Genomic DNA, 19,077 nt, shown 5'->3' with positions numbered 1-19,077 from the left:
AAGCCTGTTTCAAGATGAGGTTTCATAGGTTCCCAGCAGACTACTGGGTTGATAGGCCAGATCTGGAAGCACCGTAATGTGCGAAGGTGACTGGTACTAATACACCAAACAACAAACAACAAACGGCCAACACACACGTGTTACACATGCCGCTCGCGTCCACTATGCAGTATCTGACACACCACACACGTCAGAAACAAAACAAAACTAATTACATACCGACCACTTGTTGGTCACCATGACACAAACCCCAAGGATGTGTCGGTGGTTGATAGCGGTGGGGAAACGCCCGGTCCCATTCCGAACCCGGAAGCTAAGCCCACCCGCGCTGATGGTACTGCACCCGGGAGGGTGTGGGAGAGTAAGTTACCGCCGGCCTAAAAACACAAATAAACAACTACATAACCCAACGCGGCACCCCCACACCACAGTGACGGGTGCCGCGTTACTTTTGCATACCCGGTTTGACTATCGCGTCTACCGCGTCGTGTTCTCCTGGGGAAACAGTGCGGTGACAACACCATCGTCAAACCAACCCAACAACCGACACTTGTTTAGCCGGCGAAGGCCTAGAATCTTCTTCAGGTTTAGCAGTGAGATGTCAGGAGCTTTGATTCGATGACTATTCTTTCCGGCTTGTTGTTGTTCGCCATGGGCATTATGGCGGGCATTATCAACTCGGCAGTCGGTTCGGGTTCGCTGCTGACATTGCCCGTGCTGTTGGCCATTGGTGTGCCTCCGGGCGTGGCAGTGCGCACGAACACGATCGGCATGATGTTCGCGTCCTTTGGTTCGGCGTGGGGTTTCCGCGAGGAGACGAAGAAGGAACTGCCGTATCTCGGTCCGCTGACGACAGCGACGATCGTGGGTGCAGCTGCGGGTTCGTTGCTGCTTCTTGCCACGCCTTCTTCAGCGTTGGACTTTGTTATTCCCATCCTGATCGTGGTGGCACTCATTCTGGTGATCTTCCAGCAGAAGTTCGTCACTTGGTTCTCGGCGAGTCAGGAGATGAGTGAGGGTGGGGGGCCCGTCGGTAAGCCATATAAGCGTCCTGGCCTGGTGGGTGCGATGGGTCTCGCGTCGATGTACGGCGGGTTCTTTACTGCGGCACAGGGCGTGCTCTACATGGCCATCATGGGTGTGGGTACTGGTCGTCCGTTCAAGGACGTGAACCCGGTGAAGAACTTCCTATCCATGTTCGTGAACACCGTCGCCGCATTGGTGTACCTGATTGCCTTCTTGTTCTTCGACGCGGAGATCCTCTGGGTTGGTGTCGCGGTTCTTGCGGTGGGCGGGCTCATCGGAGGTCTCGTGGGCTCGCGGATTGCGAAGAGGCTGTCCAACACCTTCTTGAAGGGACTGATCGTGACAGTCGCGGTGTATGCGCTGGTCCGGCAGTTCGTTTAAGCCGAAAAGAAGGCCGCTTCCCTTGTGGGAGGCGGCCTTCAGTTATGAGCGGGAAGAGAGTTACTTCTTCACGATGCCGTAGGAGTTGTACAGCTCAACCTTGCGGTCTTCGCCCTTGTGCAGGTCACCGGAGACTTGGTAGAAGTCAATCTTGAACGTGTTGTCGGTGACGGTGTAGACAGCGAAGGACTGGATGGTGGACTGACGGTAGTTCTCGTGCTTGTGCTCGAACTTGGGGGAGTCCTCGGGCTGCTCGGCAACGTCGTAAAGCGAGTTCCAGTAGTCCGTGTCCTCGTCGGTCATCCAATCCAGCTTCGGACGGACCTTGTGTACGTGGTCTGCGCCCTTCTTGTAGATCGCGTCGTAGGTCTTGGTGCCCGAGGTGTTCGGGATGATGTAGGTGACGCCCTGCGGGTTGACGTGGTGCTCAACGCCGTCGATCGTTTCCTTCTCCGTCTCCTCGACCTCGCCGTACGCGAAGTTGTCCGGGGTGTACACGAGGGACTTGGTGCGGGTCAGGTTGTGGTCGTGGCCCTGGAGGACAACGTCAACACCGAGCTCATCGGCGATCTTCACGAACTCCTCGCGGGTCACCTGGACATCCTTGTCCTGCAGTGCGTGGTACGAAGCGGAGTACACCGGCTTGTGGTACGTCAGCACGATCCACTTGGCGCCGGCCTCACGTGCGGCGGCGATGTCCTGCTTTGCCCACTCCATCTGCTTCTTGCCAATGGCACCCTTCTCCGGGTTGTCGTCAGACTCCTTGTTGTCGTTCGTGTTCAGAACAACGAAGTGGATGCCGGAGTGGTCGTAGGAGTAGTAGGAGCCACCGTCAACGGCGTCACCGGTGATCGGGGTGTTGGTGTGTTCGTTGAAGGAGGTGAGGTGCTTGCCCTTCTCCCACAGGAGGGTGTACTCGTCGTGATTGCCTGGGGTGTAGGCGTGCGGCAGGTTGAGGTTGGCCTTGCGGGACATGTTGAGGTTGTCCACCCACTCGTCCTCAACCGCTGCGGTTTCCACGAAGTCACCGGTGTGCACCGCGAAGGTCGCGTTCGGGGCAACCTCCATGGCCTTCTCCAGGGTGTTGGCGCCGTAGGCGGCCTCGTTGTTCACGTTGGCGTTCCAGTAGGCGTTCTGGGTGTCGGTGTAGTGGATGAACTGAACTTCCTTCGCGTTCGGGTCCGCGGTGGTAAACGAACCGGTTTCGGAGAAGCCCTCCGACTCAGATCCAACCTGGAAGTAGTACTTCTTGCCCGGCTCCAGGCCGGTGGCCTTGCTCTTGTTGCTGTTCTCCTTCACGTCCACGAGCTCGAGGTAGCCCAGCTTCGGGCCCTCGGAAGTCCACTTGGTGTTCTCGCGGGTGATCTGCTCGTCGGTGAAGTAGCCCTTGATCTCTTCCGGCTTTCCCTCGTCGTTGAGGATGAACTTGCCGTCCTCGTCCGTGGGAGCGGAGGCGTAGATGTAGTAACCGTCCTTGTCACGCTCAGCGTAGCGGTTGGTCACCTCAGTGGTCTCTGCCGGGAATTCCATTGCGCCGGACATGTCCTCCTGCTCGGAAACGCGGAGCATGGAGTCATCGAGGTCATCCTTGGTGTACCAGTTGAAGCCCATCTCGGTGGAGGGGTCTTCGGTGATGTTCATGGCGATGCGGTCTGGCTTGTTGTCCAGCTCGACCTCGGCGACCTCAGGCTTCTTGTCCGAGAGCTCGATGAGGTCAAGGCCATTCTTTTCGCCATAGACCGGATCGGCGTCCTTCGACGCAGTACTGTTGGCGCCGGTGTTCTGCGACGACGCGTTCTCCTCACTCGGCGAGCACGCAGCCAAGAGAACAGAGGTACCTGCTACAACGGCAAGCAGCTTGAATGTAGTGGATTTAGATTGCACGGTTAAAAACCCTTCGGCAGTTGTTGACACTGTCGTGAGCCACCATGCCGTGGCAGGGTTAACCTACAGTTTCGCTGCTCTAACGAAAATGTGAACTTTTTCCCAGGTTTCTTTGAAACTTGCGGGTGTTGTCTTTTACAGATAGTCGAGGTTGATCTCAGTCTCGGGATCGAAGAAAACGACGCCATCTTCGTCCATATTGATCCATAGTGTGTCGCCACTATCCGCTTTCACACCACGGTTGAGACGCACGATGACGCGGCCACCACGGACAACCAAGTCGGATTCCTCCGGAAAGAGGGGAGTGCAGTAGGCGTAAGCCTCGGCGCCGAGGTGCTCGACAATATCTACGCGCAACGGCAACGCGAATTCTGAGGGCTTCTCATTCACGGACACCACGTTGAAGTTCTCGGGGCGCACGCCAATGATGACCTTGTCGGTGTGGACCTTTTCCATCTGGCTTGGCGGCATTTTCAAGTCCTGCTCGAGCGCATCATGCAAGATCACGGCGCGGCTGCTTTGGATCCTGACGTTTTCAATGAGCGTCATGGCAGGTGATCCAATGAATGTAGCTACAAAGGTGTTGCCGGGATTCTTGTACAACGTGCCAGGAGTATCAACCTGCTGGAGGATGCCGTTTTTGAGCACACACACGCGGTCGCCCATGGTCATGGCCTCCGTCTGATCGTGCGTGACGTAGACGGTGGTCGTGCCGAGTTTCCGCTGCAGTGCCAGAATCTGGGAGCGAGTGGAAACTCGCAGTTTCGCGTCCAAATTGGACAGCGGTTCATCCATCAAGAACACCTTTGGCTCACGCACAATGGCGCGTCCCATCGCGACGCGCTGGCGCTGACCGCCAGACATCGCGGAGGGCTTGCTGTCTAAGAGATCCTCGAGCTCGAGCATTTTCGCTGCGAACTCGACTCGTTCATTGATGGTCGCCTTGTCCATCTTGGCGTTCTCGAGTGCGAACGCCATATTCTGGCGCGCCGTCATGTTCGGGTACAAGGCGTAGGACTGGAACACCATGGCGACGTCACGGTCGCGGGGACGCGTTTCGGTGACGTCCTCGTCGTCGATGAGGATCTGGCCTTCGTCGACAGGCTCCAACCCTGCGAGCATGCGCAGCGTTGTGGACTTTCCGCAGCCGGATGGGCCGACCAAAACAAGGAACTCGCCGTCAGTGATATTGAGGTTGATACGGTTCACTGCCGGTGGGCGCGCCGGATCATAGATACGTGACGCTTGGCGGAACTCGACGGTTGCCATAGTGGCTCCTTTTCTTGGTCAGACCCGTTTGCGGTGGGGCTGAGAAACTACTTCTTGAGGTGCGGCTTGATATCGCGGTCGACGACGCTCTGGGTTTCCTTGTCCAGATCAGCGAAGACCTTCTCTACGTCCTGGCCGCCGACAGTGATCTTGTCCAAAGCGCCACCAATGCGCTGGCCACCACCCGGGACGAACACGCGAGCGTAGTCCTGAGGCTTCGTGTTCTCGTTGAGCTGCTTGATAGCGGTCTCAGCGTTCGGGTTCTCATCCAGGTATGCACGCTCTTCTGGGTTCTCGAGCGCCTCCTTGCGCACCGGCATGTACCCCGTCTTCTGGGTGAACTTGATGGTGTTCTCGGTGTTGGTGATGAAGTCGATGAACTTGATCGCGTTGGACTTACGCTTGTCCGAGATCTTGTTCGGGATAGCCAGGCCAGCACCGCCCGTAGCGGCCGACGGGCTCGGGCCAGGGAGGTAGGTGGTGATGAACGGCACGGTTGCAGATTCGGTCAGACCGCCGAGGGAACCAGTGGACTCGAGAAGAGCGGACGCCTTGCCGTTGCCGAAAGCGACGGTCGGGTCAGTAGCAATCTCAATGTGACCCTTCTTCACCTGGTCCTGGAGGAACTTGCCGGCCTCGAGGGTCTTCGGGTCAGAGAAGTTCGGCTCCCACTCCTTGGAGTACGAACCGCCGAATGCCCACACCATGCCCTGGAAGTACCAGTCGAGGTAGCTCGAGCCGTCCGGGATCACCAGAGCCGGGTTGCCGGTCTTCTCCTTCAGCTTGGTGGCCCACTCGTCGAATTCCTGCCAGGTTTCCGGTCCGCGATCCTCCGGCAGACCAGCTGCCTTGAGGTCATCGGTGTTCCAGTACATCAAGTTGGTGGAACGAGAGTACGGGGCGCCATAGTGCTTGCCGTTGTACTCGTAGTCCTCGCGCAGGGTGTCCACGTAGGAGGAGGGATCAAGTCCTTCCTTCTCCCACAGTTCGTCGAGAGGCGTGGTGGCGTCGTTGAGGGCAAAGTTGAACCACGTCACATCTGACGCGACGATGACATCGGGCAGATCCGAACCAGCCAAAGCGGCGTTAAACTTCTGGGCGAGCTCTTCGTAGTTCGCGCCACCGTCGACAAGCTCAACCTTGATGTCTGGATTTTCTTCTTCGAACGCCTTGATCAACTCAACCTCGATGTCGCGGGAGGAACCGGGGTGGTTGGACCAGAAGATGATCTTGTTGTCATCACCAGAGACGGGCTCGGTGCTGCTGCCGGTAGTGCTGCCGCCAGCGCAAGCGGTGACGGACAGAGCAGTGAGCGCAGCGAGGGTTACTGCGGTGACGCTTTTGCCGACGCGGCTCGAGCGAAGTTTATTGAACATAGGGTTCTCCTATCGTGTGGAAAATGAGGTCTGGTGGGTCAGAGAGGGCGGCTAACCCTTTACCGCACCAGCGGTCAGGCCCTTGATCATCTGCTTCTGCAGTAACAAGAAGACGATGATCATTGGCAAGGTGGACAGGACAGTTCCTGCCATCACCGGGGCCCAGTTGGTCAGACCCTCCGCGTCTTGGAGGCGGGTCAGACCAACAGGGAGGGTTGCTGCTGCTGGTGTGTCGGTGATGAGGAATGGCCACAGGTACTCGTTCCATTCGTTCACCACTGTGATGAGGGTGAACGCGGACAGAGTAGGCCACGACATGGGCAGCACAACCCGGAAAAGCTTGGTGAAGAAATTGGCGCCGTCCATGTCAGCTGCTTCCATGATTTCCGTTGGTAGGGACTGGAAGTGGTTACGCATGAGGAAGCAGCCAAACGCGACACCCGCGAGCGGAATGATCACGCCCTGCCACGTATCGCGCCAGCCCAAAGATGCTGCCAGGGCGTAGTTGGAGATGATCGTGATTTGGTTGGGCACCATCAGTGCCGCGATGACGAGCAGGAACAGCAAGTTACGGCCGGGGAACCGCAAGAAAGCAAAGGCGTAGGCGGACAGAACGCCCAGCACCACTTTGATCACAGTGAGGATGAGTGTGATGCCGAGGGAGTTGCGCAGGTAATTCGGGAACCCGGAGGTTTCCCAGACCCGCGCGTAGTTCTCTGGTACGAATGGGTTTGGCCAGAACGTAATTGGGTCGGAGAACACATCCTGCATCGTCTTGAACGATGTGATCACGATGAAGTACAGCGGGACCAAGATGATCAACACCGTCAGCACGAGTGCGATATAGCCGACAATCTTCATTGCGGGCGAGCTGTGATCGACGCCCTCATTCTTCCGTTTGCGCTGGGCCTCGGAGATGACGGGTTCTCCCTCGGCCTGGCTGCCGGGCACCGGTGGCAAATCATCTGCATTTCTCGTGAACTTCGTAGCCATCTACTTGTCCAGCCTTTCCTGCATCTTTATTTGTGCGACAGTGATGACCAGCACGACAAGGAACATGATCGTGGCCACGGCAGCGCCGTAGCCAGCACGGTTATTCACGAATGTCTCGGTGTACACCTGGAAAACCATGGTGGTTGTGCCGTACGTGAACGGGCCGCCTCGGGTCATTGCATTGATGATGTCGAAGACCTGGAATGAGTTGAGCAGCACGGTGATGGAGAGGAAGAATGTCGTGCCGCGCAACTGAGGAAGGACAACCCGGAAGAAGTGCCGGACGGGAGGAGTGCCATCGATCTCCGAAGCTTCGTCCAGGTCTGCGCGTCGGCTCTGGAGCGCAGCGAGGTAGATGACAAAGACGTAGCCCACGTTCTTCCAAATGTAGGTCACGGTAATCATGAACAACGCCCAGCCAGGTTGCTGGTAGAAGTTCGGCACTGGAATGTGGAGAAGCGTGAGGAAGTGCTGAATGAGTCCGTAGCGCGGATCAAACACGAATTGGAACGCCACACCGATGGCGGCACCGGCGATGACGTACGGCGCAAAAACCATGGACCGGACAGCAGCACGGCCGACCAGCTTCTGGTCCAGCAAAATTGCTAAGAGGAGGCCGATCACCATCGACCCTGCTACCGCGAAGAACGTGAACAGGAACGTGTTCCACACAACTTGTGGGGTTTCGGGGGCCTTGAACCAGCTGATGTAGTTCTGCAGCCCCACGAACGTCATGTTCGGGGAGGAGATGTTCCAGTTGTAGAACGAAATCCGGATGTTGTCGATGAGTGGGCGGTAGGTGAACAGGATCAAAAGGATCAGGTTCGGGGCAATGAGCAACGTTGCCAAACCGACCTGTTTCCAGTCGATCTTCGCGCGCTTCTTCTTGTACGTCGCCGAGGATCCTTCGGAGATCGTCGGCTCCGCCGACACCGCAGGAATCGTCGTGTTCATAGGAGGGGAGGCTAAGCCTGGTCTATGAACGTGAGATGAAACTGAGGTGAGAAGTTAAGGAACGCTTACAGAACGAGAAGGTTCATGCTCGTGGCCTTCACATCGTCGAGACGCCCACGTGCTTTATCCAGCTTGCGCCACTGGTCGTGGGGGATGGTTTTCTGGGCTTCGTCGATAATTGCCTTGTCTGGCGTGGCCCATGCGATGGGCATGGGAGTGACTTCCTGCCAGTGCTCCTTATCGCGCGTGGAACGGCGGCCGCCAACAGCGACTGCAGGAATCTTCGTACCCACCTTCGGGTCCGCGATACCGGGGATGGACGAAACGGTGCGCAGCGCAGCCGCGTAGCGCGGTGGCAGGGTTTCATCCACGTTGACATTGACGAGTGCCATGAGCAGCACGTCGCGCGGGTTCACCTCGGCGATGACAGCGGGGACGAGCGGGTAGCGGTGGTAGAGGTCCTGCGCCTTACCTACGGAGCGCGGCACCAAAAACGCCACGAGCAGCATCATGCACCCGAACAGGGCGAGGCCAACGCCGCCGAGCCAGCGCCACGGATTCGCGGGGTCCATGAGGAACCACATGGCCGCGCCGGCCGCCACACAGATGACAAACAGGCTCACACCGGAGATGACCACCTTGCGGGTATCGCGGAGCATTTCGTTGTGCTGTTTTGCAAAAGCCTCGTCGACGTCGAAGTGAAAGCGATTCATGGTTCCCTAGTCTAAAGGTCCGCCGCGTCCACCAGCCGGTAGGCGTAGCCCTGCTCGGCGAGGAAACGCTGGCGGTGCATCGCGTACTCCGCATCGAGGGTGTCGCGCGCAACAACGGTATAAAACAGCGCTTCCGCACCATCAGCCTTCGGGCGCAGGAGCCTGCCGAGGCGCTGGGCCTCCTCCTGACGGGAACCGAATGTGCCGGATACCTGGATGCCCACGGCAGTTTCAGGCAGGTCAATGGAGAAATTGGCCACCTTCGACACAACGAGGGTCTGGATCTCACCATTCCGGAACGCATCGAAAGTGGCTTCGCGTTTCTTGGTGGAGGTTTTTCCGTCGATAAGCGGAGCCCCCGTACGCGCGGCGATGTCTTCGAGCTGCTCGATGTACGCGCCAATAATCAAGGTCTGCTGGTCAACATGTTGCGCAAGAAGCTTATCGACGACCCCCAGCTTCCCCTCACTACACGCCGCAAGGCGATACCGTTCCCGGGTTTCGGCGGTGGCGTACATCATGCGCTCGTCTTCGGTGAGCGTTGTGCGGACCTCGACGCATTCGGCGGTGGCGATGTAGCCAGCCATTTCGAGTTCTTTCCAGGGGGCGTCATACCGTTTCGGGCCGATGAGCGAGAAGACATCATCTTCGCGGTGGTCCTCGCGCACGAGCGTTGCTGTCAGACCGAGGCGGCGGCGCGATTGGAGGTCTGCGGCCATGCGGAAGACCGGGGCGGGCAGCAAGTGCACCTCGTCGTAGATGATGAGGCCCCAGTCGCGGGAATCGAAGAGTTCAAGCGCCTTGTATTCGCCCTTCGTTTTGCGCGTAACCACCTGGTACGTGGCAATGGTGACGGGGCGGATCTCCTTGCGCTCACCGGAGTACTCGCCGATTTCCTCAGGAGTGAGCGTTGTGCGACGCAGCAGTTCATCGCGCCACTGGCGGCCAGCGACGGTATTGGTGACCAGGATCAGCGTGGTCGTCTGCGCCTGCGCCATAGATGCTGCACCGACGATGGTCTTCCCCGCACCACAGGGGAGGACCACCACACCGGAGCCGCCTTCCCAGAAGGACTCGGTGGCGTGACTTTGGTAGTCACGTAGTTCCCAGCCGTCGTGATTGAGCGCGATCGGGTGGGACTCGCCGTCGACATAGCCTGCACGGTCGTCGACCGGCCAGCCGAGCTTGGTCAACTCCTGCTTGATCCGGCCGCGTTCGGAGGGGTGGACGGGGGCGGTGGTGGCGTCGATAAGCTTGCCCACCATTGGCTGAATCTTCTTATTCCGGGTGATCTCGGTGAGGATCGCGGCGTCATCCGCGTCGAGAATGAGACCGTGCGCCGGGTGCTTGATCAGGCGGACGCGGCCGTAGCGCGCCATCGTCTCGGCGACATCGATGAGCAGCGCCTGGGGGACCGGAAAGCGGGAGTAGCGCTCCAGCACATCCACCGCTTGCTCCGCATCGAAGCCCGCCGCCCGCGCATTCCACAACGCCAACGGCGTGATCCGGTAGGTGTGCACGTGCTCCGGCGCACGCTCGAGCTCCGCGAACGGCGCCAGTGCTGCTCGCGCCTCGCCGGCCTGGGGGTGTGCAACGTCGAGGAGGACCGTCTTGTCCGACTGCACGATGAGCGGGCCGTCACCTAAAGCCATGGGGCGATTATGCCTGTCGAGTCTCGGGGAGTCGAACCTCGGTGGGGTATTACCAAAAAATGGTAGAGTTGCGCTATGCCTGCTAAGAACACATCTGTCGTCCTCGGCGAACGCTATGACAAGTTCATTGCCGAACTACTGGAAGAGGGCAGATACGCCTCCGCCAGTGAGGTTCTGCGGGAAGGTTTGCGCCTAGTTGAGGAACGCGAAAAGCACTTCGCGGCACTGAATGCGGAGCTGGAGAAGGGTGAGCGAAGCGGATTCGTGAAGGATTTCGATCCGGACGAGTTCATCGCAAGAATGAAAAAACAGCATGAAGTATCTGCTTAGTCGTGATGCGGAGCTAGATCTCGAGGAGATTTGGAGCTACACAGCCACTGAGTGGGGGGTATTGAGGGCGGAGCATTATGTTGGGCAGATTCTGGAGACGTTCGAAATACTCTCCGGAAATCCACTAATAGGGCGATCGATGGAGGGGGCTAGGCCTGGTTATCGGATGAAGAGTACCGGGAAACACACTATTTTCTACCGGGCTTTGAGCGATCACCTGGAAGTCATCCGCGTGCTTCATCAACGAATGGACCCGTCCCAGTATCTTTAGGATGCGGCGACACCAAGAAGAACTGTCTTGTCCGACTGCACGATGAGCGGGCCGTCATCCAAAGCCATACGAAACCTTCCTGGTCGTTGTCGATCTTCCACTATGCCGTCGCTGGTGAGCGCGCCTAATCTATGCGTGAATTTATGCGCATCCGGAAAGTGCTTGACGGGGCATGTTCGTTTACTATCAATTCACTGGAAAGTATTTGCCGTTTTTGTGGGCGCTGCCTGAACGAGCCCACCCCCTGTTCGAGGAGTTTTCATGTCTCGTTCCCTGTCATTTTCCAAGCGCACAGTAGCTATCGCGCTTGCCGCTAGCGTTGTCGCCTCCGGCGCCCAGGTTGTTGCCCCGTCCTTTGAGAGCCCGTTTGGTGCCGCTGTTGCTCAGGCGCAGCAGGCGGGGCACATTACGAATGACAGTGTGGTTTCCGTTGTGCTTGCGGACGACAATGGGGACGTGACCGGCGACGTGCGTGCCAACCGTGCTGACACAGCTGATTCCGGTCTTCCAGCTCTGGGCTCGAATGCCAAGCTGAAGATCAAGATCAATATCTCCAATGCAGTGGCGGGGGACACTGTTGAAATCATCCCGACCACTGAGTACGTCGACCCAGTGGACAATCAGCATAGGTCAGGGCGTGGCGTCGGCATTGAACTTTCTACTAGCCAAGATGGCGTGCCACTCAAGCTTGCCGACGGTACCGCCATTGCGACGCTTGACTCGAAGGCAGTAGGGACCGCAAAGGTCACTTTCAACGATGCTGTAGAGAACTACGCAAGTGGAACGCTCGATGTCGAGATTCCGGTTCAGTTTGGTAATCGCTACGGCTGGGACGTCGGGCCGGGCAAGACCCCGGAACCTGAGGCGCTGAATGCGAAGTGGAAGGTGGGAATTAAGACTACCGGCTCTGGCGATGTGCAGAAGGATCTCGCAGAGCGAAACATCGTGACCACTTACGTGGGACAAGCGACTTTCATCACTCGCAAGGACGTCCACAGTGGTACCTACGGTTCCGAAATTGATGGCGATCAGGTCAAGGTAAACCGGCTACACCAGCGACTGCTGGCCAAAAAGAATTCGCGGGTAGTGATCACTCCGACTCCGAACTCCGAGAAATCCCAACACTCTGGGAATAACTATGGAGAGTGGAAGTTCACCGAGGAAGTGGAACCAAAGCTCCGTCTCTGGGAGTTCGGCGACAACGATATCTACGTTCGGGAAATCACCGACCCCGCCGAGATTGAAAAACTCGGTATCACCTACAAGGTGACCAAGGGTGCCACTGATGGTGACGACCAGTTCTATAAGGATGGCAGCATCTACATCGATGTTTATGGTGTAGAGGGTAGGCCCTACAAGCCCGTGATTACGCTGGAAGGCAGGAATCCTTATGTCGGCGTCGGCCCATACGACGAAGGCCGCGAGCTTGGACTGAATGCTGAGATCACGCGTATCGACGAACAGGGAAATGCTGTCGATGATCCGGAGAACAATACCTACATCAACCGTTTCCGTGTCCTGCCAGGCACCATTTCCGGTGGCGCTGAAGGTGAAGCCAAGGTCCGCACCGCTGAGGTCGACGGTGTGATCAAGGATGATCCGACTGCTGGCAAGACGACCCCGGCACGTATTGCTGGTAAGGACACCACCTTCACCTTCACGGTGAAGAACACCGGTAATGTGCCGATGACCAAGGTGACCATCACGCCTGAGGGCGGCGAGCCGGTTGAGAAGGAAGTCTCCATCGCGCCGGGTGCTACCGGCGAGGTTGATGTTGAGTATGCAGTTCCTGCAGATGCCCAGAATGTGACGTTCAAGGTTGAGTCGGACTTCTTCACCATCGAAGGCAGCCCGGTCACGTTCCTGGTTGATCAGTCCTTGAAGTACAAGGACAACGGTGATGGCACTGTCACGTTGATTGATCCGACGGGTAAGGAAACCATCGTTGTGACGAAGGAGGAGTACGACAAGCTCGTTAAGCGTGTGGAGGAGCTTGAGAAGAAGCAGGATGTTTACGTCATTGACGGTGTGCGTAATGACGATAACTCCATCACGTTGACGCTGAATAATGGTCAGACGATCACTATTCCGGCGGCGAACAAGGCTGGTTTGGAGAAGTGCCTGAACGCGCCGGGCGGTGCGCTGTTGGCGCTGCTGCCGGTGCTGGGGCTGCTGACGGCTGGTCTGTCGCAGCTGAATGTTGATGCCATCAATAAGTCGATCATTGATTGGCAGAAGGGCGCAGGTGTCTACAACGAGGAGGCTGCGAAGTTCGTGGCGCAGAACCGTGGCCCGCTGGGTGCGTTGCTTGGCGCGCTGATTGGTTCGATCATCCTGTTCGTCCCAGGCCTGTGCGGTGATGTGTCCTTGGCTGGTGCTCTGAAGGAGTCCTTCGGTAAGGGTTCCAGCACCCAGGCTGTCCCGGCCCCGAAGCCGGCTCCGAACACCGATGATCAGGATGCTGCTTAACGGTTCCGGTGCAGGGGTTAACTAACAAAATGTTTGTCTGTTCCTCGGCGTTTTAGGCGATCAGCATACGGAAATCGGGTCTGAATAGGGTGTTCATCCTTATTCAGACCCGATTTGTATTTGCTCCACTGGAAACACGCCTGCACGGGGGAAGGCCTGTTGCCCCGTGCCTCGTTTAGCCCTTGAGTGCTCACCCTCGGTGTAAAATTTTACATTGCGCCGGTAACTACCAAACAGTAGAAATTTTCTACCAGGGCTTTCATCCGGGCTGATTTTTCGCGATGTAAATTTTTACACACGCTCGGCGAAGGAAAAGGGGCCAAGGACAATCTCGCCGGTTTAACTCTCTTTTTCGAACAGGATGTCCTCGCCCTCGAAAGTGAAGACGAGGCCGTTGTCTTCGACCCGGTAGGGGGCCGGGTAACCGTCGAGTGAGACGGATTGAGCTTCGGTGTCGATCTCGCACTCCAGCGGTACCTCGCCGACAGAGTCAGCGGTGGAGGTGAACTCGCACGAATCGCCGTCGATGCTCAGGCGGTAGTCAACGTTTCCGTTCTCGCTGGTGCCAACGTAAACACCGTCGGTTTCGGCACCGCCGCATGCGGCCAGTGCGGCGGTGCTGGCGATCAATGTAGCTGCGGCAGCCCATTTCTTGGATCGGGGCGGAAAGGTGAATCGAGACATGGCAGGTTCTCCTTGAGTGTTGTCAGCAACTGTGTTTAACAGGATGCATATTTGGCCTCTGCCAGATGTCTCAAAAATCGGTCCTAGCCGCGCAGTACCTCCGACCACTTAGCGGTCTTGCCGTTGTTGAGGATGGTGCGGCGGTAGATGCGCGCGGCGATCCAGACAACAGCCGCCGTGGCCACGGCAGCGAGGGCGAGGGAGCCCGCGAGCTGGAGCGCGGTGAAGTCACCGGCCGCGTAGGTCAGGGGAGCGGAGAAGATTGATACGGGTGGGATCCAGCTGGCTACCTGCATCCAGGTGGCATCAGTGTTCATCCAGCCGAAGCCAGGGATGTAGAAGCTGGCGAAAATCAGCAGCAGGACAGGCATCTGCGTGGACTGGAGGTCCTCAGTGCGCTGCACCATGGCGCCGGCGGCGGCGTAGAGGCCTGCGAAGAAGAGAGTAGCCAGCAGGTAGGACACGAACATGACGGGCAGGATGGACCAGTCGATGCTGATACCGTCGAGAAGGCCCGTGACCTGTAGCGCGATGGCGCCGGTGCCGAGCAGGATCGCGGTGGACACGAAACCGAAGACGAGGTTGCCCAAGATCTTGCCCGCGAGGAAGTCGAACGGGCGCACCGCGGAGAGGACGAGCTCGACCACGCGGGAGGACTTCTCCTCCGTCACGCGGCTACCGACCTGCGCGGCGAAGGTGATCACCATGAACACGATCAGAATCAGCAGGATGAATGCCGTGATCAGGCGTATGAAGTCTTCTTCGGAGGCCCCGTCGTCCTTGCCGGCGTCGATGTCGGCAATGTCCACGGCTTCGACATTGATCTGCGGGGCGGCGGACTGGAAATCAGCAGGTGAGATTCCCAGCTGTTCCAGCGCAGCCACCTGCGAATAGGACTCGGCGAGGGCATCCACGGTGCTCATCACTGACATATCGGGAGTGCCGTCAGCGATGACCTGCCAGGTGTCATTCTCAGCGACCAGCGCGGCATTGACTTCGCCGTCGCGCACGAGGTTCTCGGCCTCCGCGCGGTCAGCCGCATCACGTGCCTCAAGGCCGGAGCCTTCGAGCAGTTGCTTATCGACGTTCACCACCGCCACCGGCGTGGTCTTCTCTTCCGGGTCTTTGTTGGTTTGCCAGGACGCGAAACCGACGGCGGCGAGGATACCCACGAGCATGATGATCAGGGTGATGATCACGGATTTCTTACTGAACAGGATCTGGATCTCACGCTTGGCGGTGGTGAGGATTGTGTGGAGTGGGGAGTAGGTGTTCGGGTTCATTTACTTCACGACCTCCTTGAACAGGTCCGTCAGGTCGGGGACAACGCGGGTGAATTCGTGGACGTCTCCAGCAGCAAGTGCTGCGTGGAGAATCCGCTGGTCATCATCGATGGAGTCGGTTTGGAGGATGACGTGGGTGGGGGCATCGTCGATAAGCGTTATGCCCTCCGGGAACCATCCGCGAGCTGTCGTGCCCACCTTGAAGCGAACCGGGCCGCCTGCGCGCAGCTCATCGACGGTGCCTTCGGCAACCATGCGGCCGCGGGTGACAATGCCAACGCGATCGCAGAGACGCTGGACCAGGTCAAGCTGGTGCGAAGAGAACACAACAGGGACACCGCCACGAGCGCGGTCGGTGAGCATGGTGCTCATGACATCGACGGCGACGGGGTCGAGGCCGGAGAATGGCTCGTCAAGAATGAGGATGTCCGGATCGTGGATGAGGCTCGCAGCGAGCTGGACGCGCTGTTGATTACCCAGCGAGAGATCGTCGAGCTTGTCGTTTACGCGCTCACCAAGCCCGAGCTCCTCCAGCAGTTCTGTGCCACGCTGTTTTGCGGCGGCACCGTCAACCCCGTGCAGCTTGGCCAGGAAGACCAGCTGGTCAAGGATCTTTTCTTTGCCGTACAGGCCGCGCTCTTCGGGCATGTAACCGATGCGACGACGGGAGCCGTCGTTAAGCGGGATGCCGTTGAGCAGCACCTCGCCGGAGTCTGCCTCGAGCACGCCGAGCGCAATGCGCATGGTGGTGGACTTGCCGGCGCCGTTGGAGCCGACGAAGCCATAGAGCTCGCCATCGCCGACGGTGAAACTCATTCCGTCCAGGGCTTGCGTGTCGCCGAAGCGTTTACGTAGGTCTCTGATTTCAAGAGTGGTCATTTTCAGTCCTCCTTGCGGTTAAAGGTAATCGCGTAACCGATCATGGGCAGGGTGGAGACGAATAGGTAGGTGAAAATCATGTACAGGCCAGCCGCGAGGAGCACGGTTCTATCCACTGTGTCCCCGGCGAAGAATGCGTAGATACAGAAACCGAATCCGCCAATGTTATTGAGTGCTGAGATGATCCGAAATGCGCGATTACGCCAGGTGGCAAAAACATCGCGTTCGTATTCATCGAGCTCTGCTTCCGGGACACGGTCCTTGCGGTCATTTGCTCCGCGGATGATGGTCCAGGACACCATGGAAACGAGCATGGCTGCGGTGTAGCAGACCAAAAACACAGTTGGATCCATATTCGTGGCCAATGAAGCGATGAAGAGGAGCACCGCGACTGTCAGGCCCGCGAAATACGCCGCGATCAGAACACGTGTCGCTTTCTGGTTGCGTACCCGTTCCGCGCCGGGAAAAGGCGGTGTTGATCTCATGGGCGGTACAACTCCTTCGACATTGGGGCGAATTCGGTGCGGGAGAACACTGCCTCGATTGGAAGGTCGAACACCTCGCAGATCCGGAATGCCAGATCGAGGCTGGGGGAGTGATCACCACGCTCCAAAGCGCCGATGGTTTGCGGGTTCACGTCGATCAGTTCGGCGAGTTGGTTGCGCGACATGTCGCGCTCCGCCCGCAAGACGCGAACCCGATTATGAATCGGACCCTTTGGTTGCTTTCGTGCTGCCACACAATAGAGTGTTGTATAAACCCAACAATCTGTCAACGATTCTGACGAAAAAATTGGCGCACGGAAACGTTTAAGGTGGTCATTGGTTTAAAAAAATTGGCGACTTTATGCCATGACCACTTTGGTGATGCGGGGAAGCGCGATGCGTACGACGGAGTCGGTGGCGGCGATGTGGACATCGACTTGTCCGGAGGACACCGACAGAGGGCGGGCGGTGAGCGTCTGTCCGCGCCCATGCTTATCGACGTATCCCAGCGTCACCTGTTTCCTTCCCCGCGCTGCGGCGCGGAGGGTCTCCAGGGTGTTGCCGACGGTGGTTGGTACGGGTGCGTTGCCTGGGTCTTCAGAGCGCAGTCGCGCGATGATCTGGTCGGCTTGTTCGGCAGAAACCGACGTCGGCCGTGGCAGGTGAGATGGGGTCGCAGGTACGAGCGCTGGCTCTGGTGCCATGTTGAGCTGGGCGCCGGATTCATCTTCGGCCGTTGGCTGGAGGCCTGCTTTGCGTAGTGCTTCCATGAGCTTGGGCAGGGGGAGCGGGGAGACAGCGACAGTCGGGGCGAGTGGACGAAGGACGCCGGTCAGTTTCTCGGTTGCTGTTGTGATGAGCGCGGGGTCAGCGCTGCGGATGTAGCTCATGGCAGCGCCGGCGCGGATGGAGCCGTGGGTGCGGGCGGTGTCGTCGATAAGAAATGTGATGCCTTGTGGGACTTCGCCGAGGACGTGGTCGGTGAGCCACGCGTGGATTTCGTTGGCGGTGAGCCCGCTGTCGAGGCCGTGGCGGACGGAAGCGTCCGTGATGCGCCACACACTGGCGACACCGGGGGATTCGAGCTCGGCAATTCTCTCCAGGAAATTGCCCATCTCGGGTTCGAGGGGGCCAGGCGCGAGCACCGTCATGTCGGCTTGCGCAATGAGGGTGTTCACTGGTGGTGGGACGAGCTCGCGGGTTGCTGCGGTGATATCTCCGCCGTCAAGGAGCGTGAGCAGGGGAGAAGATTGCGCCGGCGTTGCGTCGAGCGCGCCCACGAACTGGGCCTCCTGCGCCGTGGCCTCGATGAATGACGGAGATATGCGGGAAGCCGACAGCGGGGAATAGAAGAACAAACGCTGCACATCGCCGGCTTGACGCAGGACGGTGAAACGGTTAGTACGCGCGTCAGGTGAACGCATGTCGGGGGACAGCAACTTCGCATCCGTGTCCAACCGCCACGGCGAAGCAGCCCAGCCAGCGAGGAGGATCGCCCACTGATCAGATAACGTCGCGTCCAGCCACGTCAGGCAGTCGCGCGTGGCACCGAGAGTGTCCACGTCATCCACGTTGCCACGGCCGATGAGTCCGGCAGATTCCCCGATGGTGATGAGCAGAGCCGGATCAAAACCAAGCTCTTTGCCCAGGTTCGTGCGCGCCCGAACACCAACAGAGCCATCCTTGTTCAGCGGAATGGGGTCCTGCAGAAGAGACGTGATCAACTGGCGGAGCTGCCGCACCGCATCAAGGCCCTGCGTAGCAGCATGCTTATCGACGTCCCCCTGCGCCACCCCCAGAGCCACCGGTTCTTCCAAGGGGAAACTGCGCGGCGGATAACCGCGGAGTACATCGCGTACCGGGCGGGGGAGACGCACTGTTGAGGAGTTTGCGCGGACGAGCAAACCCTTGGCGATGAGCCTGGCAATCGGCGTATTCGGGTCCGCATCGGGGGCAGCTGCCTTTGTTGTTCCCGTCCCGCCGGATACGGAAAGGGTGTCCAGTACGCGTCGTTCAGCTGCAGGGAGCTCTGCCACGAGCTCTTCCACATCATCCGGGGCGGTATCAGCTACGCGCCAGCCCTGGGGCATCGCGCTGAGCACTCCGGGGGCAACGCGCAGGGCATTCGCCGGGCCGTAGGTGAGTGCGCGTTCACGGAGTGCTGGAAGGAGCTCGGTGACCTCTTTGCCTGTGGCGTCGAAAGGCTCAAACTCTGCTCCCGCATCCCCAAGGCGCTCAAGAAGGGCAATAGTGGGGGTGGTGAGCTGGCTTAATGCGCGGCCAGCTGAACCAGGCAGTGCGAGCCGCGTAGCCAAAGATGCCACCGACGGAGGTGCAGGATAGAACGCATCCGGGCGGAGGGAAATGAGCGTGCGGAGCTCATCGTCAGTGAAATCAGCGAGCGCTTCAGGGAACGTAGTCATTGCGG

At 58.6% G+C, this 19,077-nt stretch carries 17 protein-coding genes and 2 rRNA genes; 6 read left to right on the top strand and 13 right to left on the bottom strand.

The genetic code is table 11. The features are described from left to right. The 3 genes from QP994_RS09620 to QP994_RS09610 form a co-directional block, all read left to right on the top strand. Positions 1-120, top strand: a 23S ribosomal RNA gene (locus tag QP994_RS09620); the annotation flags it as partial. 140 nt (positions 121-260) lie between these two features. Further along, positions 261-378 (top strand): 5S ribosomal RNA (gene rrf, locus QP994_RS09615). A gap of 240 nt (positions 379-618) precedes the next feature. Beyond that, positions 619-1,407 carry a sulfite exporter TauE/SafE family protein gene (locus tag QP994_RS09610; protein ID WP_269966196.1) on the top strand — a complete coding sequence of 263 codons (789 nt, stop codon included), beginning with the start codon at positions 619-621 and terminating at the stop codon, positions 1,405-1,407. Between the two features lie 60 nt (positions 1,408-1,467). On the opposite strand, the gene QP994_RS09605 is transcribed toward QP994_RS09610, so the two are convergent. From QP994_RS09605 to QP994_RS09575, 7 genes are all read right to left on the bottom strand, one after another. Then, complete coding sequence (locus tag QP994_RS09605) at positions 1,468-3,291, bottom strand: purple acid phosphatase family protein (RefSeq protein WP_284866511.1); 1,824 nt, start codon at positions 3,289-3,291, stop codon at positions 1,468-1,470. 135 nt (positions 3,292-3,426) lie between these two features. Then, entirely contained in the window at positions 3,427-4,560 is a 1,134-nt protein-coding gene (locus QP994_RS09600) for an ABC transporter ATP-binding protein (RefSeq protein WP_284866509.1), read from the bottom strand. A 47-nt stretch (positions 4,561-4,607) separates the two neighbouring features. Continuing rightward, the gene (locus QP994_RS09595) at positions 4,608-5,936 is read right to left on the bottom strand and encodes an ABC transporter substrate-binding protein (protein ID WP_284866507.1); all 1,329 of its coding nucleotides are present in this window, start codon (positions 5,934-5,936) and stop codon (positions 4,608-4,610) included. A 51-nt stretch (positions 5,937-5,987) separates the two neighbouring features. Further along, positions 5,988-6,929 (bottom strand): carbohydrate ABC transporter permease, encoded by a 942-nt coding sequence (locus QP994_RS09590; RefSeq protein ID WP_502870042.1) that lies wholly within the window; start codon positions 6,927-6,929, stop codon positions 5,988-5,990. Continuing rightward, the gene (locus tag QP994_RS09585) at positions 6,930-7,883 is read right to left on the bottom strand and encodes a carbohydrate ABC transporter permease (RefSeq protein ID WP_284866505.1); all 954 of its coding nucleotides are present in this window, start codon (positions 7,881-7,883) and stop codon (positions 6,930-6,932) included. Positions 7,884-7,948: 65 nt separating this feature from the next. Beyond that, a complete protein-coding gene (locus QP994_RS09580) occupies positions 7,949-8,596 on the bottom strand; it encodes a DUF3239 domain-containing protein (protein ID WP_284866503.1) in 648 nt (215 codons plus the stop codon). Positions 8,597-8,607: 11 nt separating this feature from the next. Continuing rightward, positions 8,608-10,248, bottom strand: a complete 1,641-nt coding sequence (locus QP994_RS09575; protein WP_284866501.1) for a DNA repair helicase XPB — start codon at positions 10,246-10,248, stop codon at positions 8,608-8,610. A gap of 75 nt (positions 10,249-10,323) precedes the next feature. Here QP994_RS09575 and QP994_RS09570 point away from each other — a divergent pair, with 75 nt between their 5' ends. The 3 genes from QP994_RS09570 (at position 10,324) to QP994_RS09560 (ending at position 13,318) form a co-directional block, all read left to right on the top strand. Next, a complete protein-coding gene (locus QP994_RS09570) occupies positions 10,324-10,578 on the top strand; it encodes a type II toxin-antitoxin system ParD family antitoxin (protein ID WP_284866500.1) in 255 nt (84 codons plus the stop codon). Beyond that, complete coding sequence (locus QP994_RS09565; RefSeq protein WP_284866498.1) at positions 10,562-10,849, top strand: type II toxin-antitoxin system RelE/ParE family toxin; 288 nt, start codon at positions 10,562-10,564, stop codon at positions 10,847-10,849. The genes QP994_RS09570 and QP994_RS09565 overlap by 17 nt, the downstream gene beginning before the upstream one ends. Positions 10,850-11,110: 261 nt before the next feature. Then, positions 11,111-13,318: a CLIPPER-2 domain-containing protein gene (locus QP994_RS09560; RefSeq protein ID WP_284866496.1), complete on the top strand. Its 2,208-nt coding sequence runs from the start codon at positions 11,111-11,113 to the stop codon at positions 13,316-13,318. Positions 13,319-13,657: 339 nt separating this feature from the next. Here QP994_RS09560 and QP994_RS09555 read toward each other — a convergent pair whose 3' ends face one another. The 6 genes from QP994_RS09555 to QP994_RS09530 all read right to left on the bottom strand — a co-directional run bounded on the left by QP994_RS09555 (position 13,658) and on the right by QP994_RS09530 (position 19,072). Next, positions 13,658-14,002 (bottom strand): hypothetical protein, encoded by a 345-nt coding sequence (locus QP994_RS09555; protein WP_269966204.1) that lies wholly within the window; start codon positions 14,000-14,002, stop codon positions 13,658-13,660. Positions 14,003-14,085: 83 nt separating this feature from the next. Beyond that, positions 14,086-15,285: an ABC transporter permease gene (locus QP994_RS09550; RefSeq protein ID WP_284866494.1), complete on the bottom strand. Its 1,200-nt coding sequence runs from the start codon at positions 15,283-15,285 to the stop codon at positions 14,086-14,088. Further along, a complete protein-coding gene (locus QP994_RS09545; protein ID WP_284866492.1) occupies positions 15,286-16,164 on the bottom strand; it encodes an ABC transporter ATP-binding protein in 879 nt (292 codons plus the stop codon). It abuts the gene before it with no gap. A 2-nt stretch (positions 16,165-16,166) separates the two neighbouring features. Next, on the bottom strand, positions 16,167-16,649 hold the full coding sequence (locus QP994_RS09540) for a hypothetical protein (protein ID WP_284866490.1): 483 nt from the start codon (positions 16,647-16,649) through the stop codon (positions 16,167-16,169). Further along, positions 16,646-16,939, bottom strand: a complete 294-nt coding sequence (locus QP994_RS09535) for a helix-turn-helix transcriptional regulator (protein ID WP_502870041.1) — start codon at positions 16,937-16,939, stop codon at positions 16,646-16,648. Before QP994_RS09535 ends, QP994_RS09540 begins: the two co-directional genes overlap by 4 nt. A gap of 69 nt (positions 16,940-17,008) precedes the next feature. Continuing rightward, positions 17,009-19,072, bottom strand: a complete 2,064-nt coding sequence (locus tag QP994_RS09530) for a helicase-associated domain-containing protein (protein ID WP_284866487.1) — start codon at positions 19,070-19,072, stop codon at positions 17,009-17,011. Between the last annotated feature and the right edge of the window lie 5 nt (positions 19,073-19,077).

This window comes from Corynebacterium sp. MSK044, from assembly GCF_030232825.1.
Classification (GTDB): domain Bacteria; phylum Actinomycetota; class Actinomycetes; order Mycobacteriales; family Mycobacteriaceae; genus Corynebacterium.
Note: the sequence above shows the minus strand (reverse complement) of the source record. Positions and strands in the feature narration are given on the sequence as shown.